Below are 15856 nucleotides of genomic sequence, written 5' to 3'. Positions count from 1 at the left end.
GGCGAGGGGCAGGGAGGCGAGCCGCTCGACGAGCGCGGCGGCCTGCGCGACGCCGCGCTCGTCGAGCGCGACACCGGGGGTCCGGCCGGCGAGCACCCCCGCCGTGTTGGCAGTGGAGCGTCCGTGGCGTACGAGGATCAGGGTGGGCATACGAGCCAGCGTAGGCCGATGTCCCTCAGGAGGTGCGTCGGGGACCGGAGCAGGGAAGAATGCGCGCCGTGATTGTGGACTGCGCGATTTATCGGGATGGGCGTCGTACCGACGGACCTGCCGACTTCTCCGATGCCCTCGACGAGGCACGGGCCACCGGGGACGCGTTTCTCTGGATCGGGCTGCACGAGCCCACGGAGAACGAGTTCGACCTCGTCAGCAGCGAGTTCGGGCTCCATCCACTGGCCGTGGAGGACGCGCTGAGCGCGCACCAGCGGCCGAAGCTGGAGGTGTACGACGACTCCCTCTTCGTGGTCATCAAGCCGGTGGTGTACGAACCCGAGGGCGACACGGTCACCACCGACGAGCTGATGCTCTTCATAGGCGACTCGTTCGTCGTGACGGTCCGGCACGGGGAGAGCGCGCCGCTCGCCGAGGTACGCCGCCGGCTGGAGGCCGATCCCGAGGTGCTCAAGCACGGCCCCACCTCGGTCCTGTACGCGGTCAGCGACGCCGTCGTCGACCACTACATCGATGTGGCCGCGGAACTCCAGGTCGACCTGGAGGAACTGGAGACCGAGGTGTTCGCACCGAGCAGCACCGTCGACACCAAGAACACCGCATCGCGCATCTACACCTTCAAGCGGCAGGTGCTGGAGTTCCGCCGGGCCACCGGCCCGCTGAACGCGCCCATGCTCCGGCTGGCAGGCGCCACTGTGCCGTTCGTCGACGAGCACTCGCAGCCGTTCTTCCGGGACGTGAGCGACCATCTGACGCGCGCCAACGAGCACGTGGAGGGGCTGGACCGGCTGCTCTCCGACATCCTCTCCGCGCATCTGGCGCAGACAGGGCTGCGGCAGAACGACGACATGCGGAAGATCTCGGCGTGGGCGGCCATGGCGGCCGTACCGACGATGGTGGCGGGGATCTACGGCATGAACTTCGACCACATGCCGGAGCTGCACTGGGTGTGGACCTACCCGACGGTGATCGGGCTGATGGGCTGCGCGGTCTTCGGCCTGTACCGCCTGTTCAAGCGCCACGGCTGGCTCTGACGACAGGCTGCCCGCCGAAGGCGCCGCTCAGGCGTACTCGGGCGCCGGTACCGCCGGGCCGCCCAGCGCGTCGCGCCGCTCGGGCAGTTCCAGGCTGACCATGCGCCGCCAGCCGACGAGCCGTTCGTACGCGTAGACGCCGTGGATCCCCGCGGCGAGCATCACCGCCCTGGCCCTGGACCAGCCCAGGATGCGGCCCATGTGGGCCATCACGGCGAGGCTGACATCGCGGTACACCCGGATCTCGGCAAGGGCGCACTCGCGCAGGATGCGCTGGATCGTTCGGCCGTGTCCGGCGCGGGCGAGGCGGAGCAGCTCTTCATGGCAGTACGCCAGGTGGTTGTCCTCGTCGTTCGAGATCATTTTCACCGCACGGCCCACGTCGGGGTGGTCGGCGAAATACTTGTGGAGCGTTTCCATCTGTTCGGATGCGCGCTGCTCGGTGACCCGGCTGTGCGCCAGATACGTGACGATGTCGAGCTCGGAGAGCGGCTCGTCACGTATCAGCTGCTCGTGGGCGAGGCCGATGCCGTGCTTCTCCAGCAGCATCGTGTAGTCCGTCTCGTGCGGCACCTCGGCCGGCCGCAGCCCGCGCTTCTTCAGCAGGGCGTGGAAGATCCGGCCGTGCTTGTCCTCGTCGGCGCCGTGCCGGACGATCTTGGGAACGAGGGCGCGCTGGCTCTCGGGAGCCAGGGCCGCGATACGGCCGTTCTCCCAGCCGCCCTGACTTTCGCCACCTGCGGCGATCGAACAGAAGAGCCGGAACGACTCGTCGTTGTCGAAAATCTCCTGGAACAGGTTCTTTGCCGAGAGCATCGCTGGCGCCTCCGTACCGGTGTCCGCAGAAGGAAATTCAAATGCGGCACGGGAAAGCAGGCAACAGGAGGCATGCCCGGCGCGGCCGAACGGGTGCCGCGTAACCGACGGGGGCCGGCCGCGTTGTGCTCCGTAACGGCCGTGGCGGGGAAGACCCCCGAGCCCCCACCACGGCCGTAGTGCTGCCCGCGGGCGGTTAAGACTGACCGGCAGTTGGGGGGCGGCGTCACGGGGCTGGGGCACGCACCTCGCGGCGTTGTCGTCCATCACCATGGCTCCGCCATGGCTCAATCCTCCGCCTTGCGATGCACGCACCCCAGCCCCGCTCCTTCACCCACCCCCCAATTGCCGGTCGGTCTAAGCCAGACCGGACCGCTCCAGCGCGTCCGTACCGGCGCGCAGCGCGGCGATCCGCTCCTCGCGGGTGAAACCGGCCGGAGCGAGGGTCAGCGTCGTGACACCGGCGGCGGCGTAGGCCTGCATGCGCTCCGCGATGCGCTCGACCGAACCGAGCAGCGTGGTCTGGTCGATCAGCTGGTGCGGTACGGCGGCGGCGGCGGCGGTCTTGTCACCGGACAGGTATTTGTCCTGGATCTCGGCGGCTTCCTTCTCGTATCCCATGCGCTGGGCGAGCTGGTTGTAGAAGTTCTGCTTGCGGCTGCCCATGCCGCCGACGTACAGCGCGGTGTAGGGGCGGAACATGTCGGCGAGTCCGTTGATGTCGTCACCGATGGCGAGCGGCAGCGTCGGGCAGACGTCGAAGCCGTCCATGGTCTTCCCGGCCTTCTCGCGGCCCGCCCGCAGGTGCTTCACCGCGGTGTCCTCGAGATGGTCGGCGGACGGGAAGATCAGCAGCGCGCCGTCGGCGATCTCGCCGGTCTGCTCCAGGTTCTTCGGGCCGATCGCGGCGATGTAGAGCGGAATGTGCTCGCGCTGCGGGTGGACGGTGAGCTTGATGGGCTTGCCGGGGCCGTCCGGCAGCGGAAGCGTCCAGTGCTCGCCCTCGTACGAGAGCCGCTCGCGGGACATCGCCCGGCGGACGATCTCGACGTACTCCCGGGTGCGTGCCAGCGGCTTGTCGAACTTGACGCCGTACCAGCCCTCGGAGACCTGCGGTCCCGACACGCCGAGGCCGAGACGGAACCGGCCGCCGGAGAGCGAGTCGAGGGTGGCAGCGGTCATCGCCGTCATGGCGGGCTGGCGGGCCGGGATCTGCATGATCGCGGAGCCGACGTCGATGGACTCGGTCTGGGCGGCGACCCAGGTGAGCACAGTCGGCGCGTCGGAGCCGTACGCCTCGGCCGCCCAGCAGACGTCGTAGCCGAGCCGGTCGGCCTCCTGGGCGACGGCGAGGTTGTCGCCGTCCATTCCAGCGCCCCAGTAGCCGAGATTGATGCCGAGCCGCATAGCCGCTCCCCTTACTGATCAGTAACGTCCCTGTGGTCCGGACTCTAGCGCGCACCACCCGGATCCGGCAGGGGCGACTTGACCCCGGGTTGTCCACAGGCTTCCTCCCCGTGGGGCTCTGGCCAGTAATCTCAGCGCCCATGGAGCAGAGGCATCTCGGCCGCACCGGCCTTCGAGTGTCCCGGATCGGGCTCGGCACCCTCACCTGGGGCCGGGACACCGACGAGCACGACGCTGCCGAACAGCTGAAGGCCTTCTGGGAGGCGGGCGGCACGCTGGTCGACACAGCCGATGTGTACGGCGGCGGGGAGGCCGAATATCTGCTGGGGCGGCTCGTCGAGGGTCTGGTGCCGCGGCGCGATCTGGTCATCGCGACGAAGGCGGGCAGCGTGGCCGACCCGTACCACCGCTTCGACGGCTCGCGTGGTCATCTGCTGGCGGCACTGGACGCCTCGCTGGAACGGCTCGGTACGGACTACGTGGATCTGTGGCAGCTCCACGCCTTCGACCCGGTGACTCCGCTGGAGGAGACCCTTCAGACGCTGGAGCTGGCGGTGTCCACCGGGCGCGCACGGTACGCGGGGGTGTCGAACTTCTGCGGCTGGCAGCTCGCCAAGGCGGCGACCTGGCAGCTCGCCTCGCCCGGGGCGCGCACCCGGCTGGCCAGTACGCAGATGGAGTACTCACTGCTGCAGCGCGGCGTGGAGCGCGAGGTGCTGCCCGCCGCACTCGATCTGGGCGTGGGGCTGCTGCCGTCGTCGCCCCTGGGCCGCGGGGTGCTGACCGGCAAGTACCGCACGGGCACCCCGGCCGGCTCGCGCGGCGCCTCCGAACTGCTGGCGCCGTTCGTCGAGCCGTATCTCGACGACCCGGCGAGCCGCATCGTGGACGCGGTGGCGACGGCGGCCGACGGGCTGGCCACGACGGCGCTGCAGGTGGCTCTCGCCTGGGTGCGGGACCGTCCCGGAGTGGTGGCCCCGATCGTCGGCGCGCGCAACGCGCAGCAGCTCACGGAGGCATTGTCAGTGGAGGCGCTTAGTCTTCCTGACGAGATCTGCCAGGCGCTCGACGATGTGTCGGCGCCCGTGCACCGCTATCCCGACCAGGAATGGAGCACGCTGTGACTGCGCTTCCCCGGGGGGAATCCCCCGGCCCCTCGGCCGCCGACGACGACACCGACGTCGTCGGCTCCGCTGCCGCCGTACCCGCCCCGTCCGCCGAGGACGTGGCCGAGGACGTGGGGGCCAACGAGAGCGAGGCGGAGGAGACGGACGGGCCAGCGGAGCCGGCTGCCCCGGAGGGAGCCGACAAGACGGATGCGGTCGGCGCGACGGACGCCGGCACGGCGCCCGCTGCCGCCGCGCTCTCGGAGGCCGAGGCCGAGCTGGCCGCCCAGCGGGAGCTGCGGGAGCGGATCGAGAAGCGCAGGGCCGAAAAGGAGGGCCCGATCGCTGCGGGCGCCAAGCTGAGCGGGCAGGCGGCCGATCTGCTGGCGGCGGTGCGTGCCGTGGAGAGCGGCGAGAAGCCCGGCGCCGCGTTCTTCGACTCGCCCGCACCGGCACCGCGCCGCGCCGCTCCCGCGCCGGTACGCCCCCGGGAAACCGAGCCGGTGTTCGCACCGCAGGGTGCCTCTCCGGAGGCCGTGGCCGCGGTGACGGCCGTCCTGGCGGAGGGCGGGGCACCCGAAACCCTGGCGGTACCGGCGGCGGAGACGCTCGGCGCGCAGGCGGCCGACGTGCTGCGCGCGGACCCGTGGCAGCTGCTGGCCGTACCCACCGTCCGGCCCGAGCAGGCGGACGGCTTCGCAAGGGCCCTGCTGGGCGCCGCGTGCGGTCCGGACGACGAGCGGCGGACGGCGGCGCTGGTCGGCTGGCTGCTGGAGCGCGCCGCACTGCAGGGCCACACCGCGCTGGACACGTCGGCGGTGCGTGCCGCGCTCGCCGAGCGTGCGGTGACCGACCCGGAGGCGGCCGTGCAGCACGCCGTCGCCGAGGGCGTCGTGCTGGTTTTCCAGGACGGTCCGGACGACCAGGAAGCGGACGGGGATGCAGAGCCCGGGGACGAGGCGGCGGACGGGGCCGGGCAGGAGCCGGCCCAGGTACTGCTCGGTCTCGAGCGGTACGCGCTGGCCGAGGAGAGCCTCGCCGACGGTCTGGCCCGGCTGGTCAACGCCTGCGAGAAGGACGCCGACTGGTCGGAGGCGGCCGCGGCCGCCGGTTCCCCGTCGGCGGCCGAGCTGATCAGTGCGGTCGCGGCCGGTGGCCTGGTCGCGCACACGGGCGGCGAAGCGGCGCGGGCGGAACCCGCCACGCTGATCGTCGCAGCCCGCGCCCTCGGGTTGCGGGCTCTCGGCGCCACCCACAGCGTGGACGGCAGACGGCGGCTGGCCGAGGCGCTCGACGAGCCGTCGGCGGCCGTCACCCTCGCCGGGCTGCTCTCCGGCGCGGAGGGCCCCGGCCGGGACACGGACGGGGCGATCGCCGTCGATCTGCTGGTCGTGCTGGACGCCCCGCAGCTGGACGTGGAGACCGCCGCGATTCTGGTGGAGTCCCTCCCCGACGGCTCCCGGCTGGTGCTCAGCGGCGACCCGGGGGTGTTGGGCTCGGCGGGTGCGGGGCGGGTGTTCGCGGACGTCCTGGCCGCCCGCGCGTGCCCGCAGGTCGTATCCCGTACGCCGGATCCCGGTCCGATCGGCGAGCTGGTCTCCGGGATCGGAATCGGCGAGCTGAACCAGGTGGCGGCCCCTGGCAAGGAGGTGGTGATCGTCCCCGTGCAGGACGCCGGCGAGGCGGTGCACCGCACCGTGCAACTGGTCGCCGACTCGGTGCCGCGTGCGATCGGCGTCCCGTCGGCCGACACCCAGGTGATCACCGTCGGGCACGGCGGCTCGGCGGGCACCCGCGCGCTGAACGCGGCACTCAAGCAGCGTCTCAACCCCGGTCCCGGTCGGTTCGGCGGCTTCGACCCGGGAGACCGGGTCGTACACGTCCCGACGCCCGGCAGGACCGTGCCCGGGACGGTCGTCTCGGCCGACGCCGAGGGACTGCATCTGGACTGTGCGGGCACGCCGGTCGTCGTACCGCAGGAGCGGGTGGAGTCGTCCGTGCGCCACGGCTGGGCCCTCAGCGCCCACCAGGCGGCCGGGATGCGCTGGCCCGCGGTCGTCGTCGTGCTGCCCGGTGACGCGGCTCAGGGGCTGAGCCGGGCCTGGGTGTACACCGCGTTCAGCCGTGGCGAGCGGCATCTCTCCGTGGTGCACGGGGTGGATCAGGCGCTGCCCCGCGCGGTGGCCCTGCCTCCGTCACAGGACCGCACGACCCGGCTGCGCGCCCTGCTGGAGGCACAGCGGACGGTCACCGCCTGAGAGCCTGTCGGGTGACCTCGATCGGGCGGCCACGCCCTGGCACGCACGCTTCCCGCGTTGCCGAAATGCCCTAGTAGCTCCTTCCCCAAGCTCTCAGCTTCGTTCGAGCAGGGGAGACCCCATCCGATGACCTTCCGGCGCCTTGGAATCGCACGTACCAGACCGCGTCCGCTTTCCGATCGAAGGTCACCCGACAGGCTCTGAGGGCTGTCCCGAAATCCCTGACGGGCGCGCGACGACAGCTACGGCACCTCGCCGCGTTGTCGGAACGTCCGAATACATCCAGTATGCGGACGCCCCTCCGCCTTGCGAGGCACCGCATCCGACGCCGCGCGCTGATCCGCCAGGGATGACGCAGCAACCCTTGGGTTCTGTCGTCGAACCGCCGCCGTCGCCCGAAGGGCGGCCGCGTGGCGTCCGGTGCGTCGCCGGTGCCCTGGGCAGGGCACCGGCGACGGCCGTTTGTCACCGACAGCACGCGGTCAGGAGCTGTCGGTCGCCAGATCGTCCAGCTCCTCGTCGAGTTCGTCCTCGTCGAAGACGGAACTGACGTCGAAGCGGCACACCACCAGTTGAGGGTCGGCCTCGTCGAACGGGGCACTGAGCCACTCCCCCGGCTCGGGAAGCTCTTCCGCCGCGGCGACCCAGAGCGTGGAGTCGCCTTCCTCCAGGCCGAACTCCTGGTGCCGGGAGGCGATCTCGTCCGGTTCGTACTCACCGAAGAGCACGCCGAGCGCCGCATGGACACTGGCGCCGACCACGGCGCCGGTCCCGTTGGCGCGGCCGTCCGGGTCCGGGTCGGCGATCCGCTGTGCCTGGGCAAGCAGCCGGGGCGGCTCCACCACCGCATAGTCGCGGCGGATCAGCACGCTGAGCGCGTTCGGCTCCTCGGGACCGCCGTACGGCGGCAGGGAGTCGTCGGCGCCGGGGATCTCGAAGGGAGTGACCTCGTCGTAGCGGTCGTAGAGGAGTTCGTCGTAGACCTCGGCCGCAGCGGCCAGTGCATTGAACGCCTCATAGACGGCGGGGTCGTCGTCCCCGGACCGGCGCTCGACCGCCGCGAGGTGATGGTCGAGTGCGGCTTTGACCGCATCGGCGGCGGCGCGTACCTCGGCAGCGGTGGGCTGCGCAGCATCAGACATAGTGCAGACGCTATCCGTACACAGCCTCTGCCCGCACAATAGATGCGATGCCGGAATACGAATTTGTCGATGTTTACGTACCGCGCGGGGTCTCCCGGAAGGAAACCGCCCGCCTGCTGACCGACCATGCCGAGTACGGGCACTGGGAGTTGGACCGATTGACGCTGCGCCGTGACGGCAGCCGCAGGGTGCGGCTGCGGCGGCGGATCATTCGCCAGCTACGCGCCACCTGGTGAGACGAGCGGGCCCCTCATCCGCGGGGCCCGCTCCTCTTCGTCCGGCCTGTCCCGGTGCCGCAGCCCGTTGTTATGCGGCCATACGGGAGCGGCGGTACAGCACCGCACCCGCGCCCGCCAGCAGCAGACCCGCGCCCGCGGGGACCAGCAGGTCGAGCCCGCCCGCTCCGGTGTGGGCGAGCTGGGGCTCGGGCGCGTTCGGCACGCCTCGCGGTCCGGGTACTTCGGGCTTCTCGGGGGTGAGCGGGGTGACCGGGGTGACCGGAACGTCCACCGGGGGCGTGCTCACGTCGGGGTCGTTCTCGCACGTGTTACCGGTTGCGGTTGCGGGGCTGAGCAGTCCGCCGATGGTGACACTGTCCCCGCAGGCGTTCACGGGGACGTCGACGGGGACCTGGATGTTGTTGCCCGAGAGGACGCCGGGCGACCCGTTCGCGTACCCCTCGGCCGTGGCGCCGCTGAAGCTTCCGTTGCCTCCGGCCCGGTGCTTGCCCGTTCCGGCGCGGTACTCGCGGGTCAGGTCGCCCATGCCGCGGCCGGCCGCTGCGTGGCGGCCCGATGCCTGCGCACCCGACGCCTGGGCGCCCGAGCCGTGCCGCCCCGAGGCACTGTTTCCCGAACCGTTTCCGCAAGCGTTTCCGGCCGCCGGATTGAGCAGTCCGACAACACTCACGGAATTACCACATACGTTGACCGGGACGTCGACCGGGATCTCCACCGAATTCCCCGACAGCACCCCCGGGGAATTCGACGCGTCGCCGGCCGCTCCCGCGTCGGCGTGTGCGTACCCGCCGCTCAGCGCGAGCACTCCGCCCGCTGCCGCCATGGTCATCAGGCCTTTACGCGTGACCTGTCGCATAGGTTTTTCCCTGCCTTCTACCTTCCGGAATACCCCCGGACGTGACCGTGCGGGGGTGGAGCGCCCAGCGGCCCCGGAGCGCATGGCGTGCGCTCCGGGGCCGACCGGGCTCAAACCCTTACGGGTTGACGCACAACGTCAGGAGTTGGCGCAGTAGTTGCCGAAGGCAGGGTTCAGCAGCCCGATCACGGAGACCGTGTTGCCGCACAGGTTCACGGGCACGTGCACGGGAACCTGGATGGTGTTGCCCGAGATCAAACCGGGGCGGCCGACCGCGGCACCCTGGGCGCCCGAGTCGGCGACGGCCATACCCGCACCCGCGAGCACCAGACCACCGGTGACTGCCGCAGCGGCGACGATCTTCTTGATCATTATTCCTCCTAGTTGCCAATGCGGTCCCAGCCGCGGACCGCATCACCTGTAACGAGGAATAAGTAGTCGGGCTACGAGGCAATGACCCCTTTCACTCGTTCCGGTCACGTACGTACACGCTGGCGATTACCGGCGGAACAGGGCGCGGTAATTCAGCAGTTGTCGATGAAACGGTCGAGCACCCGCGCACCGAACTGCAGGCCGTCGACCGGTACCCGCTCGTCGACACCGTGGAACATGCCCGCGAAATCGAGCTCCGGCGGCAGCTTCAGCGGGGCGAACCCGAAGCAGCGGATGCCGAGGTCGGCGAAGGACTTGGCATCCGTGCCACCGGAGAGCATGTACGGGACGGCGCGGGCGATCGGGTCCTCCGCCTTCAGCGCGACCTGCATCGCGTCGACCAGGGAGCCGTCGAAGCCGGTCTCCAGCGCCTTGTCGCTGTGCACGTCCTCGCGCTTGACCCGCGGGCCGAGTATCCGGTCCAGGTCGGCCAGGAACTCGCCCTCGAAGCCGGGCAGGAAACGGCCGTCGACGTGGGCGACGGCCTGGCCGGGGATCACGTTCACCTTGTAGCCGGCGCCGAGCATGGTGGGGGCGGCCGAGTTTCGGAGGGTGGCGCCGATCATCTTGGCGATGCCGCCCAGCTTGGCGAGCGTGGCGTCCATGTCCTCCGGGTCGAGGGAGGTGCCGAGCGCGTCGGACAGTTCGTCGAGGAAGGACCGTACGGTCTTGGTGACCCTGACCGGCCACTTGTGCCGGCCGAGCCGCCCGACCGCCTCGCAGAGCTCGGTGATCGCGTTGTCGCCGTTGGTCATCGAGCCGTGCCCGGCGGTGCCGTCCACGGTGAGCCGCATCCAGTGGATGCCCTTCTCGGCCGTCTCCACGAGATAGAGCCGCAGCTTCTCGTTGACCGTGAAGGAGAAGCCGCCGACCTCGCCGATCGCCTCGGTCACGCCGTCGAAGAGGTCCGGGTGCTTGTCGACGAGATACCGCGCACCGTACGTACCACCGGCCTCCTCGTCGGCGAGGAAGGCCAGCACGATGTCGCGCGGGGGCTTGCGGCCGCTGCGCATCCGGTCACGGACGACCGCGAGGGTCATCGCGTCCATGTCCTTCATGTCGACGGCGCCGCGCCCCCATACACAGCCGTCCGCAACCTCGCCCGAGAACGGGTGGTGCGTCCAGTCCTGGGCGTTGGCCGGGACGACGTCGGTGTGCCCGTGGATGAGCAGCGCGGGCCTGGACGGGTCCTCGCCCTCGATCCGGGCCACGGTCGAGGCACGGCCCTTGTGGGATTCGAAGATCTTCGGTTCGAGCCCGACCTCGGCGAGCTTCTCCGCGACGTACTCGGCGGCCGCCCGCTCACCCGGGCCGGAGTGGTCTCCATAGTTGCTGGTGTCGATCCGGATCAGCTCACGACAGAGGTCCACGACCTCGTCCTCGCCGGAGAGGCCGCCGGCCTTGTTCGTCTCGCTCACGCTGCTTCCTTCCGCTGTCACCCTGGCGCTCCCCCATATCCTCCCGCGCCCGGCCCGCGCACCCAAGGGCGCCCGTCCCCATAACGCGCCGTTCACACGGCCAGTGGCGTGATCGAGCACCCCCGATTGTTTGCTATTGTTTTCCACGTCGGAACGGGCACGGCCCGCGAGACAGACACCTTGTCCGGGTGGCGGAATGGCAGACGCGCTAGCTTGAGGTGCTAGTGCCCTTTATCGGGCGTGGGGGTTCAAGTCCCCCCTCGGACACCAGAAGGTCTCCCTCCACGGGAGATGGAGCAGATGCGGGTCGAGGATCGCCTCGGCCCGCATCTGCTTTTTGGTGCGGTGCCCGGCGCCGTCACACTCCGGCCGGAGCGGGAGGCGCGGCCGGGCGTCCGCCGCAGGCGGGAGCCAGGAGGACGGCGAAGTCGCCCGGCCCGGGCAGCGGGCGGTTCGCCTCGGTGACCGGATCGAGCCGACCGTCGCCCCGGACGAGGAACAGCGTGTCCCAGTCGGCCGGCGCGGCCTGGTCCGCGGGCCTGGTCACGATGGACGCCCCGTCCTCGTACCTCCGGGTCAGCGCCGCCCCGGTCAGTTCCGTGCCGAACAGGACCTCGCCGCCGATGAACGGGGCGACCACGCCGAGGCTCTCGCGCGGAGCCCCGACGCGATGGACGGATCCCTCGACGCTGCCGCACAGGACGGTGGCCGTCAGCGCATTGAAGTCGTCCTCGGCGGTCAGGAGGAACACCGCCGTGATGCCCTCCAGCTCGGCCCCCTCACCGGTGGCGGCGGCCAGCAGTTCCCCCGGGGCCAGGTCGAGTCCGGCCTGTCCGATGCGCTTGCGCTGCTGCTCCAGCCCGGCCCACATCAGTACCGGAAGCCCCGCCGATCGCCGTGACACCGGCAGGCGGAGGGGCCCGTCGGCTTCCCTCCTTCAGCCCAGGCGCGGAGATCCGTTCTGCCGGATAGTGGGTGGGGTGGGGGCTTCCGACGCCTCCGGAGCCACTATGAACGATCACTGTCCGCCGATCGCCGAGCACGGGCTCGTCGGTTGCCCTGCGGGTCGGCGACCACATCGTCGAACGGCTCCGCTGATGTGCGGCGGGAGACCTACAGAGTGTCACCGGGTGCCCGGCCGGCCTGTGTACCGGGGGCCGCGGAGGGCACGGGCGCCGTCAGCCCCCGGTGGCGAAGCCGGGGAAGAGCGTCATCCCCCCGTCGACATAGAGCGTGGTGCCCACGACGTAGTCGAGAAGGTCGGACGCCACCGCGACGACGGCGTTGGCGATGTCGTCCGGATCTCCGACCCGCCGGTACGGGATCAGCCGCAGGAGGTCGGCCTCCGCCTCGGGGGTGTTCCAGGCGTCCTTGTTGATGGGGGTGCGGATGGCGCCGGGTGCGATGGCGTTCACCCGGATCCGCTGCGGTGCCAGCTCCTGGGCGAGGGTCTGCATCAGCATGCCCACGCCGCCCTTGGAGGAGGCGTAGTTGACATGGCCCGCCCAGGGGACGATCTGGTGGACCGAGCTCATGCAAATGATCTTCCCGGCCGCCCGGGAGATCTCCGGGACGACACCGCGCCGCACGAACTCCTTGGTGGCCTCACGCGCGCAGAGGAACTGGCCGGTGAGGTTGACGTCGATGACCTTCTGCCACTGGGCGAGCGTCATTTCCACCGTCGGCGCGTCCCGTTGGAGGCCTGCGTTGGCCACCATGATGTCGATGGTGCCGAGCTCCTCGACCATGCGAGCGACCATGGCGACGACCTGGTCCTCCTGCGACACGTCGGCCTCGTGGGCGTAGGCGCGGCCCCCGAAGCCCTTGATCTCGTCCACGACCTTCTCGGCCTCGTCCGCGCCGGCCACGTAGTTGACGACGACATCCGCACCGGCCCGTCCGAGGGCGATCGCGGTCGCCTTGCCGATGCCCGAATTCGCCCCGGTCACCAGCGCTTTCTGCCCCGCCACGAATCGCGCGGACATCGCGCCCCGCGACTCACCGGTACTTCCTGCCACCACGACGTCTCCTTCGGCGCTCAGTGCGGCCCGTCGGTCGGCAGACAACGCCGCCGGGCGGGCCGTCGGGCCGGCAGTCGCTTGGAGGAGGGACGGCGCAGTGCCATTGCGCCGGACTCTCGGGAGCCGAAGGGTCGGTATCGGAAAGTGAGCCGCTTCGCGCCACACCTCCAAAGGAGGGGATCACCGAACGCGGCGGGCGGGCCGGACCGGCGCGCGGAACGGTCGCGGTGGGAAGGGAACCTCACGCGACCGGGCCAGTGACGCCGCGACCGGCCCCGGCGCTCCGGCCCGCATCGGTGGTGGTGGCGGTCGGTCCGGGGCTGCCGCCCTCACCTGACGAGCTGGTAGATGCTGTCGCCGACCAGCCACAGCCCCAGCAGAAGTGACAGTGACACGATCGCCTGGTCCTGATGGGTGTCGAGCCAGTTGCGCAGCCCTCGCAGCTTGGCCTCTGCCGTAATGGGCGAGAAGGTGGTGTACAGCTCCATCGCCAGCAGGCTGGACGTGGCGAGCACGCAGAACCCCGTCAGGGCCAGCGTGGACGCGACCGAGGAGAGATTCGCGTCCACTGCCGTGGCGGCTCCGGCACCGACCATGGCCCAGGGCTGCAGCAGGATCGCCAGTCCGGCCGCCGTCCATCCGGACACGCGGTCCGGTCTCTCCATCCACTTGGGTGAGTGGCGGGGGCGGGGCGGACGGCGCCGCTTGCGTTCGCCGTACGCGACGAGCCCCAGGCCCAGGGCCAGCTTGCCCGCGAGCGCCGCAGTCGACGGAACGCTCTGGCGCTCCGGGGGCGTGCCGCCGGTCAGCAGGATCACGGCGGCGATCACCAGCAGGAGGCCGGCGAGCCACGACAGGATGAACACCAGCCCCCTGCGTACCCCTCGGTCGGCGGTCAGCAGCAGAATGAAGGCGCTGTTGTGCAGGGGCCCGAGCGTGATGGCCGTGCCGATGACGACGAGGTCAACGATCATCGCTGCCGGCCGCGTAGCCGGTCCCGTCCTGAGGCCCGTGTCCGCGCGGCTCTCCGAGGCCAGGGGTATCGTGCGCGCCGGACGGCAGTGCCCCCGCCTCGCCGCGGTTCTCGGCCATCGCTGCCTTCCCTCAGTGTCTGCCGACGGCCGGAGATCGGACCGGGCGTGCGCGGGCGCGGGTCGTGGTGGGGACGTCGGGTCGCACATATCGACTGTGTTGGCCGGGCATCACCGCGTCAAGCCGGCCACGGCGTCGATGGGCCGAATGCGTTCCGGTGGACTGAAGGCCCAGCGGGCGATCCGGCGCGGCACCGAGGCCATCCGGCGCCGATGCCTCCGACCTCTTGTTGAAACGGTTCATTCATGGCTGGCGTCCCGCAGCGAACCGGGCGTTGCCGAGCAAGGAGAATCATGAGCCGTACGCATACGCACGCCCTCCCCTTGTACATGGATGTGTCCCCCCGGATCGGGCGGGCTGCCGCCCCGGTCCTGGTACGCGGGGTCGGACGCCGGGCGGATGTCGTTGAACGGGGAGTAGCGGTTCCGGCTCTCGCCGACCGCTTCCGCCGAGGACGCCTCGTTCGCGCAGTCCGGGTTCGACGCGTCCGGCTGGGGAACGGCCGCGGTGCCCGGGCACTGGGTGCTGCAGGGAGCCGGCGGAGCTCCCGTGTACACGAATGTCGTCTACCCATGCAGCTGGACGCCGCGGGGCACGGGCCGGATCTGGTGGCCGGGGAGACCGTCTGGGCCCACCTGGATCACGCGCTGCAGGGCATCGGGTCGCAGTCGTGCGGGCCGGGCGTGCTGCCGGAGTACCGCCTCGACGCGGCCGAGACGGAGTTCTCGTTCGTGTTCTCACCCGTGGGGTGAGGTACGGCTCGTTCCCGGTCCGGTGGCCGCCGGACCGGGAACCAGTGCCGGTCTGACACCGCCGGTGAGCTGCGCCGACGCTGTGACAGGATGACCGGCACCATGACCACCAGCACCGTCAGCAGCTGCCGCGCCCCGGGCGCCGACGCACCGGCCGGCACCTCGCGATGAGGGGCCGGGCGAAGCCTCCGTCGGCGCCCCTGCCGCAGCGGGACGGGATCGATCCGGTGCGGGTGCGGCTCCCCGAGGATCCGGGCGGGGAGTGGGCGACGGTCCGTGACCATCTGCTGGCGCGGTTCGGCGGTGCGATCGGGGCGGACCGGGTGGACGCCATGCTCGCCGAGGGCAGGTTCGTCTCGGTGCAGGGGCCCGTGGCGCCCGACGAGCCGTACACGGCGGGCCGGTATCTCTGGTTCCACCGGGACTTCGCGCCCGAGGAGCCGGTGCCGTTCCCCGTCGGTGTCGTGTACCGCGACGCGCATCTCGTCGTCGCCGACAAGCCGCACTTCCTCGCCACGACACCGCGCGGCCGGCACATCACCGAGACAGCGGTGGCCCGGCTCCGCCGCGAGCTGGCTCTGCCGTCGTTGCAGCCTGCGCACCGGCTGGACCGGCTGACGGCGGGCCTGGTGCTCTTCGTCGTACGGCCCGAGGAGCGGGGCGCCTACCAGACGCTGTTCCGCGACAAGCGGGTGCGCAAGGAGTACGAGGCGGTGGCACCGTACGACCCGGCCCTGGCCTTCCCGCGCACCGTTCGCAGCCGGATCGTCAAGGAGCGCGGGGTGATCGCGGCCCGGGAGGAGCCGGGCGAGACGAACAGCGAGAGCCGGATCGAGCTGCTGGAGCACCGGGCGGGGCTGGGCCGCTACCGGTTGCTGCCCGCCACCGGGCGCACTCACCAGCTCCGGGTTCATATGAACAGTCTGGGCCTGCCGCTCGTCCATGATCCGGTCTATCCGGTGGTCGAACCGGAGGGGGCGGCGGACGACTGGTCGCGTCCGCTGCAGCTCCTTGCCCGGGTGCTGGAGTTCACCGATCCGGTCACGGGCGGGCCGCGCCGCTTCGAGAGCGGGCTGCGGCTCTCCGCGTGGCCGGACCGGTGATCCCCTGAC

The 15856-nt window shown here is 71.0% G+C and carries 16 protein-coding genes, 1 tRNA gene and 1 pseudogene; 8 read left to right on the top strand and 10 right to left on the bottom strand.

Annotated elements, in window-relative coordinates; genetic code table 11:
• A partial coding sequence (locus tag ACWD6R_RS02080) for a histidine phosphatase family protein (protein ID WP_451817064.1) occupies positions 1-150 on the bottom strand: 150 nt, incomplete at its 3' end.
• A 59-nt stretch (positions 151-209) separates the two neighbouring features.
• On the opposite strand from ACWD6R_RS02080, the gene corA reads away from it, so the two are divergent.
• A complete protein-coding gene (corA, locus tag ACWD6R_RS02075) occupies positions 210-1205 on the top strand; it encodes a magnesium/cobalt transporter CorA (protein WP_451816917.1) in 996 nt (331 codons plus the stop codon).
• A 27-nt stretch (positions 1206-1232) separates the two neighbouring features.
• Here corA and ACWD6R_RS02070 read toward each other — a convergent pair whose 3' ends face one another.
• Both ACWD6R_RS02070 and ACWD6R_RS02065 read right to left on the bottom strand, forming a co-directional pair.
• On the bottom strand, positions 1233-2021 hold the full coding sequence (locus ACWD6R_RS02070; protein ID WP_451816916.1) for a ferritin-like domain-containing protein: 789 nt from the start codon (positions 2019-2021) through the stop codon (positions 1233-1235).
• Between the two features lie 357 nt (positions 2022-2378).
• The gene (locus ACWD6R_RS02065) at positions 2379-3428 is read right to left on the bottom strand and encodes an LLM class F420-dependent oxidoreductase (protein WP_451816915.1); all 1050 of its coding nucleotides are present in this window, start codon (positions 3426-3428) and stop codon (positions 2379-2381) included.
• A gap of 140 nt (positions 3429-3568) precedes the next feature.
• Between ACWD6R_RS02065 and ACWD6R_RS02060 the strand changes: the two genes are divergently transcribed.
• Both ACWD6R_RS02060 and ACWD6R_RS02055 read left to right on the top strand, forming a co-directional pair.
• Positions 3569-4552: an aldo/keto reductase gene (locus tag ACWD6R_RS02060; RefSeq protein WP_451816914.1), complete on the top strand. Its 984-nt coding sequence runs from the start codon at positions 3569-3571 to the stop codon at positions 4550-4552.
• The gene (locus ACWD6R_RS02055) at positions 4549-6792 is read left to right on the top strand and encodes an ATP-dependent DNA helicase (RefSeq protein ID WP_451816913.1); all 2244 of its coding nucleotides are present in this window, start codon (positions 4549-4551) and stop codon (positions 6790-6792) included. The genes ACWD6R_RS02060 and ACWD6R_RS02055 overlap by 4 nt, the downstream gene beginning before the upstream one ends.
• A gap of 482 nt (positions 6793-7274) precedes the next feature.
• Here ACWD6R_RS02055 and ACWD6R_RS02050 read toward each other — a convergent pair whose 3' ends face one another.
• Entirely contained in the window at positions 7275-7934 is a 660-nt protein-coding gene (locus ACWD6R_RS02050) for a hypothetical protein (RefSeq protein ID WP_451816912.1), read from the bottom strand.
• 47 nt (positions 7935-7981) lie between these two features.
• On the opposite strand from ACWD6R_RS02050, the gene ACWD6R_RS02045 reads away from it, so the two are divergent.
• Positions 7982-8170, top strand: a complete 189-nt coding sequence (locus ACWD6R_RS02045; protein ID WP_030918345.1) for a DUF5703 family protein — start codon at positions 7982-7984, stop codon at positions 8168-8170.
• Between the two features lie 70 nt (positions 8171-8240).
• Here ACWD6R_RS02045 and ACWD6R_RS02040 read toward each other — a convergent pair whose 3' ends face one another.
• The 3 genes from ACWD6R_RS02040 to ACWD6R_RS02030 all read right to left on the bottom strand — a co-directional run bounded on the left by ACWD6R_RS02040 (position 8241) and on the right by ACWD6R_RS02030 (position 10879).
• Positions 8241-9029 carry a chaplin gene (locus tag ACWD6R_RS02040; RefSeq protein ID WP_451816911.1) on the bottom strand — a complete coding sequence of 263 codons (789 nt, stop codon included), beginning with the start codon at positions 9027-9029 and terminating at the stop codon, positions 8241-8243.
• A 138-nt stretch (positions 9030-9167) separates the two neighbouring features.
• Positions 9168-9401: a chaplin gene (locus ACWD6R_RS02035; protein WP_451816910.1), complete on the bottom strand. Its 234-nt coding sequence runs from the start codon at positions 9399-9401 to the stop codon at positions 9168-9170.
• Between the two features lie 152 nt (positions 9402-9553).
• Entirely contained in the window at positions 9554-10879 is a 1326-nt protein-coding gene (locus tag ACWD6R_RS02030) for a M20/M25/M40 family metallo-hydrolase (RefSeq protein WP_451816909.1), read from the bottom strand.
• A gap of 182 nt (positions 10880-11061) precedes the next feature.
• Here ACWD6R_RS02030 and ACWD6R_RS02025 point away from each other — a divergent pair.
• A tRNA-Leu gene (locus ACWD6R_RS02025) sits at positions 11062-11149 on the top strand.
• 88 nt (positions 11150-11237) lie between these two features.
• Here ACWD6R_RS02025 and ACWD6R_RS02020 read toward each other — a convergent pair.
• The 3 genes from ACWD6R_RS02020 to ACWD6R_RS02010 all read right to left on the bottom strand — a co-directional run bounded on the left by ACWD6R_RS02020 (position 11238) and on the right by ACWD6R_RS02010 (position 13874).
• The gene (locus tag ACWD6R_RS02020) at positions 11238-11783 is read right to left on the bottom strand and encodes a hypothetical protein (RefSeq protein WP_451816908.1); all 546 of its coding nucleotides are present in this window, start codon (positions 11781-11783) and stop codon (positions 11238-11240) included.
• A 274-nt stretch (positions 11784-12057) separates the two neighbouring features.
• Entirely contained in the window at positions 12058-12864 is an 807-nt protein-coding gene (locus ACWD6R_RS02015) for an SDR family oxidoreductase (protein ID WP_451817063.1), read from the bottom strand.
• A 365-nt stretch (positions 12865-13229) separates the two neighbouring features.
• The gene (locus ACWD6R_RS02010; protein WP_451816907.1) at positions 13230-13874 is read right to left on the bottom strand and encodes a GAP family protein; all 645 of its coding nucleotides are present in this window, start codon (positions 13872-13874) and stop codon (positions 13230-13232) included.
• Positions 13875-14285: 411 nt separating this feature from the next.
• Between ACWD6R_RS02010 and ACWD6R_RS02005 the strand changes: the two are divergent.
• From ACWD6R_RS02005 to ACWD6R_RS01995, 3 genes and pseudogenes are all read left to right on the top strand, one after another.
• Positions 14286-14565 (top strand): annotated as a pseudogene (locus tag ACWD6R_RS02005) (hypothetical protein); the annotation flags it as partial.
• Entirely contained in the window at positions 14565-14744 is a 180-nt protein-coding gene (locus ACWD6R_RS02000; protein WP_451816906.1) for a beta-galactosidase small subunit-related protein, read from the top strand. The pseudogene ACWD6R_RS02005 and the gene ACWD6R_RS02000, both read left to right, overlap by 1 nt.
• A 167-nt stretch (positions 14745-14911) precedes the next feature.
• Positions 14912-15847, top strand: coding sequence for a pseudouridine synthase (locus ACWD6R_RS01995; protein WP_451816905.1), 936 nt, complete (start codon positions 14912-14914; stop codon positions 15845-15847).
• Positions 15848-15856 lie beyond the last annotated feature (9 nt).

The organism is Streptomyces sp. NPDC005151, from assembly GCF_053599875.1.
This window is presented reverse-complemented; position numbering and strand designations above follow the sequence as displayed.

Excerpts from the sequence above, each read along its gene's own strand:
- ACWD6R_RS02065 (WP_451816915.1), bottom strand. The coding sequence starts at position 3,428 with ATGCGGCTCGGCATCAATCTCGGCTACTGGGGCGCTGGAATGGACGGC.
- ACWD6R_RS02050 (WP_451816912.1), bottom strand. The coding sequence starts at position 7,934 with ATGTCTGATGCTGCGCAGCCCACCGCTGCCGAGGTACGCGCCGCCGCC.
- ACWD6R_RS02040 (WP_451816911.1), bottom strand. The coding sequence starts at position 9,029 with ATGCGACAGGTCACGCGTAAAGGCCTGATGACCATGGCGGCAGCGGGC.
- ACWD6R_RS02010 (WP_451816907.1), bottom strand. The coding sequence starts at position 13,874 with ATGATCGTTGACCTCGTCGTCATCGGCACGGCCATCACGCTCGGGCCC.
- ACWD6R_RS01995 (WP_451816905.1), top strand. The coding sequence starts at position 14,912 with ATGAGGGGCCGGGCGAAGCCTCCGTCGGCGCCCCTGCCGCAGCGGGAC.
- ACWD6R_RS02015 (WP_451817063.1), bottom strand. The coding sequence starts at position 12,864 with ATGTCCGCGCGATTCGTGGCGGGGCAGAAAGCGCTGGTGACCGGGGCG.
- ACWD6R_RS02070 (WP_451816916.1), bottom strand. The coding sequence starts at position 2,021 with ATGCTCTCGGCAAAGAACCTGTTCCAGGAGATTTTCGACAACGACGAG.
- ACWD6R_RS02060 (WP_451816914.1), top strand. The coding sequence starts at position 3,569 with ATGGAGCAGAGGCATCTCGGCCGCACCGGCCTTCGAGTGTCCCGGATC.
- ACWD6R_RS02035 (WP_451816910.1), bottom strand. The coding sequence starts at position 9,401 with ATGATCAAGAAGATCGTCGCCGCTGCGGCAGTCACCGGTGGTCTGGTG.
- corA (WP_451816917.1), top strand. The coding sequence starts at position 210 with ATGCGCGCCGTGATTGTGGACTGCGCGATTTATCGGGATGGGCGTCGT.
- ACWD6R_RS02000 (WP_451816906.1), top strand. The coding sequence starts at position 14,565 with ATGCAGCTGGACGCCGCGGGGCACGGGCCGGATCTGGTGGCCGGGGAG.
- ACWD6R_RS02045 (WP_030918345.1), top strand. The coding sequence starts at position 7,982 with ATGCCGGAATACGAATTTGTCGATGTTTACGTACCGCGCGGGGTCTCC.